The organism is Nitratidesulfovibrio liaohensis (genome assembly GCF_011682075.1).
In the GTDB taxonomy this organism is placed as follows: Bacteria; Desulfobacterota; Desulfovibrionia; order Desulfovibrionales; family Desulfovibrionaceae; genus Cupidesulfovibrio; species Cupidesulfovibrio liaohensis.
In genome coordinates, this window is the sequence record NZ_VSMK01000345.1 from 1 (window position 1) to 2,968 (window position 2,968).

The window sequence follows — 2,968 nt, forward strand, 5'->3', positions numbered from 1 at the left end:
GCGCCCCACTCCACAGGCCCTTCCGGCGGCCACCACCCGCGCCGCCCCGCCCGGCGCAGCGCGCTCCCGCCCCCCACACACTCATGGACGACACAGGCACATCCGGCTCCATCTACTTCGAGGCAGGCGTCATTCTCCTGCTCATCCTGATCAACGGATTCTTCTCGCTGGCGGAAATGTCGCTGGTGGCCTCGCGCAAGGTACGTCTGCGCCAGGACGCCGAACGCGGCGTCAAGGGCGCGGCCACGGCCCTGCGCCTGCTGCGCGAGCCGGACCGGCTGTTCTCCACCGTGCAGATCGGCATCACTCTGGTGGGCATCCTTACCGGTGCTTACGGCGGGGCCGCGCTGGCAGAACACCTTTCCGCCGCGCTGGCCCGCGTGGACATGCTGCGCCCCTACAGCGGCCCGCTGGGCTTTGGCCTGGTGATCCTGATCATTACTTATTTCACCCTGATCCTTGGCGAACTGGTGCCCAAGCGCATGGCCTTCGGCACTCCGGAGGCCTGCGCCCGCCGCACCGCCCCGTTCATGGCGCTGCTGTTGCGCCTGGCCCTGCCGCTGGTGCGCCTGCTCAGCGCGTCGTCACGCGCGGCCTCGCGCCTGCTGCGCCTGCCCGAAGGCGGCGACAGGGCCGTGACGGAAGAGGACATCCGGGGGCTCATCGGCGAGGGTGCGGCATCGGGCGTGGTGGAGCACGCCGAGCGCGACATGCTGGAGCGCATCTTCCGGCTGGGCGACCGGCGGGCCGGGGCGCTGATGACCCACCGCTCGCAGGTGGAATGGCTGGACCTGGACATGCCCGACGCAGAAAACATGCTGCGCATCGCGCAGTCGTCCCATTCCTGCTTTCCCGTGGCGCGGGGCGACATTGCCGCCGCCACCGGGGTGCTGAAGGCGCGCGATTTCCTGGCCGCCCGGCTGGCCGCCCCGGACATTCCCATGGACGGCTTCATCCGGCAGCCCCTGTACATCCCCGAGACAGCCCGCGCACTGACCCTGCTGGACCTGTTCCGCCACTCCGAAGGGCTGCCCTTCGCCCTGGTGGTGGACGAGTACGGCGAGGTGCAGGGGGTGGTCACCCCCAACGACGTGCTGGAAGCCGTGGTGGGCGAACTGCCCGACGAAAGTGGCGACCCTGACCCGGCGGCCGTGCGCCGCGAGGACGGCAGCTGGCTGCTGGACGGTCTGCTGCCCTTCGACGAGATGTGCTCGCTGGCCGGGCTGGGCCCAGCGGAGGAACCTGATGACCGGCCCGGCTCGTACGAAACCCTGGCCGGATTCATGCTGCACCGGCTGGGGCGCATGCCCGCCATGGGCGATGCCCTGCGCTGGCGCGGCCACCGCTTCGAGATCGTGGACATGGATGGCCGACGCATCGACCGCGTGCTGGTAACCCCCGATCCCGAGCGTGCCGACGACGTGGGCGACGACGCGCCGTAGGGACCGGTAGCCCGCAGTGCGTGCGGTCCTGCCGCTTCTTGCACATCCGCGTGGCTCGTTCGCGTCAGTACCCACTGCCCTTGCCAGCGCGGGCACAGGCATTACAGACTATCCATGCGCGGCGAACCACACCGCGCGGGGAGACACCATGGCCACCGGATGGGCGGGCGACAACGCCGTCAACGATCAGATACGCGACTCCATCGCCGACGAGGTGCAGCGGGCGCGCGACAGCCTGCCCAGGGGGCCGGGGCTGGACTTTTGCGAGGAATGCGGCGACCCCATTCCGGAAGCCCGGCGCAAGGCGCTGCCCGGCGTGCGCCTGTGTGTGCCCTGCCAGCAGGAGGCCGACCGGGACCGCCAGACGGTCTCGCTGTACAACCGCAAGGGCAGCAAGGACAGCCAGTTGCGCTGACGACAGATGCCCTGACGAAAGCATGCAAAGACACGAATGCACAAAAAGAAGGGAGGAGCTTTGCGAAGCGCCTCCCCTTGCATTTCCGGTCGATGTTCTTTCGCCCGGGACCCTGCCCGGCCCAACCCTGTTCTGATTGAGCCAGCCCCGGTCGGCCCCGGTCGGCCCCGATCGTATCCGCCCAGTCCAGCCCTATCCCGTCCTGCCCGCTACGCCAGCAACCGCAACAGCAGCGCCCCTGCCCACAGGCACCCCGCCGCCACCAGCCCGGCTACGCGCAAGTGGCGCAGCAGCCCTTCCAGCCGCTCGGCGTTCCATGCCGGAGTGGGGCCACATGCGAAAGCAGACGCGGAGGCAGATGCGGGGGCAGACGTGGAAGCGGTGCCGCAGGCATCCGCGACAGTGGAACCAAGCACATTCCCGGACGGGCGCGGCCCCAGCACCGGCTTGTGTTTGACCACCCCGAAATAGGGCGTAGGCCCGCCCATGGGCGCGCCATGCAGCCACGCGGCGGCGCTCATGGGCCAGCCCGCGTTGGGCGATTCCATGCTCCGGGCATCGCGGGCCATGCGGCCGAAGCCCTGCCAGCCGCCGCGCACTTTCGCCAGCGGGGCGGACAACCACAGGAACAGCGCGGACAGCCGCGCGGGCACCCACGCCAGCACATCGTCCAGCCGGGCGCAGGCCCGGCCCAGGTCGCACCATTCTTCCGTGCGGTAGCCCCACATGGAATCCATGGTGCTCACCGCCTTGTAGCCCCACAAACCGGCGGGGCCGCCCAGCAGCAGCCAGAAGAACGGAGCCACGAAGCCATCGTTGAAATTCTCGGCCAGCGTTTCCGCCAGCGCGCGGCGCAGGTCCGGGCGGTCCAGTTGCGCCGTGTCGCGGCTGACCAGCATGGACACCGCCGTACGGGCCTCGTCCAGCGTCCCGTGTTCGATGGCATGCAGGGTGCGCCGCCCTTCGCGCAGCAGGCTGCCCAGCGCCAGCCCGGCCCAGGCGAAATACACGGCAACCAGAGCGCCCAGCCACGGGGCCAGTACGGGCAGGCGCACCAGCCCCCACACGGCAAGCGCAACGCCCCCCGCCACGGCCATGACGGCAAGCACCC

3 protein-coding genes are annotated in these 2,968 nt (G+C 70.0%); 2 read left to right on the plus strand and 1 reads right to left on the minus strand.

Features of this window, described 5'->3' with window-relative positions; all coding sequences use genetic code 11:
* Both FVW27_RS11930 and FVW27_RS11935 read left to right on the plus strand, forming a co-directional pair.
* A partial coding sequence (locus FVW27_RS11930; RefSeq protein ID WP_341806132.1) for a hemolysin family protein occupies positions 1-1,442 on the plus strand: 1,442 nt, incomplete at its 5' end.
* A 148-nt stretch (positions 1,443-1,590) separates the two neighbouring features.
* Complete coding sequence (locus FVW27_RS11935; RefSeq protein ID WP_167125428.1) at positions 1,591-1,857, plus strand: DksA/TraR family C4-type zinc finger protein; 267 nt, start codon at positions 1,591-1,593, stop codon at positions 1,855-1,857.
* Positions 1,858-2,066: 209 nt separating this feature from the next.
* Here FVW27_RS11935 and FVW27_RS11940 read toward each other — a convergent pair.
* Positions 2,067-2,968, minus strand: a 902-nt coding sequence (locus tag FVW27_RS11940) for a CobD/CbiB family cobalamin biosynthesis protein (RefSeq protein ID WP_167125430.1), incomplete at its 5' end; no start/stop codon positions are given.

Coding starts and splice junctions, on each gene's coding strand:
- FVW27_RS11935 (WP_167125428.1), top strand. CDS start 1,591: ATGGCCACCGGATGGGCGGGCGACAACGCCGTCAACGATCAGATACGC.